The sequence below is a fragment of the Bradyrhizobium sp. Kon58 genome, from assembly GCF_055807455.1.
Window position 1 is genome coordinate 1 of the sequence record NZ_JBVVOT010000231.1, and the last position, 355, is coordinate 355.

The following is a 355-nucleotide window of genomic DNA, read 5'->3' on the forward strand; positions in this document are numbered from 1 at the left end:
AATCTGTATTAGATCCTCATTGAACTCAAATTTACTATCATACTCAAACTCCTCATAGCTCGGCTCAAGAGTTATAATAGGAGCACGATCGATAAGCCTCGGGCTTAGCGGTTCGGTGGTCATGTCATAGTTTATAGTGCCGATAAACCTCAACGACTCTGGTATCTGAATAGGAGATTCATTTTCGTTAACGCGCAAAGTTCGATCTGACTCAGCGTCAGCCATTCCCATAAAAGGAGCCCAATAGTGTTCAATAGCCGATAAATTCGCCTCATCAAGAACCACCCAAAGCGGTGGAGCACTATGGCAAACTTCAGCCTGACATGACTTTATATAATTATAGAATCCTGTTGGC

The 355-nt window shown here is 42.8% G+C and carries 1 protein-coding gene; it reads right to left on the reverse strand.

The features are described from left to right. Nucleotides 1–355: hypothetical protein (locus AC0L20_RS40250; RefSeq protein WP_473295708.1), on the reverse strand; the 355-nt coding region annotated here is incomplete at both ends.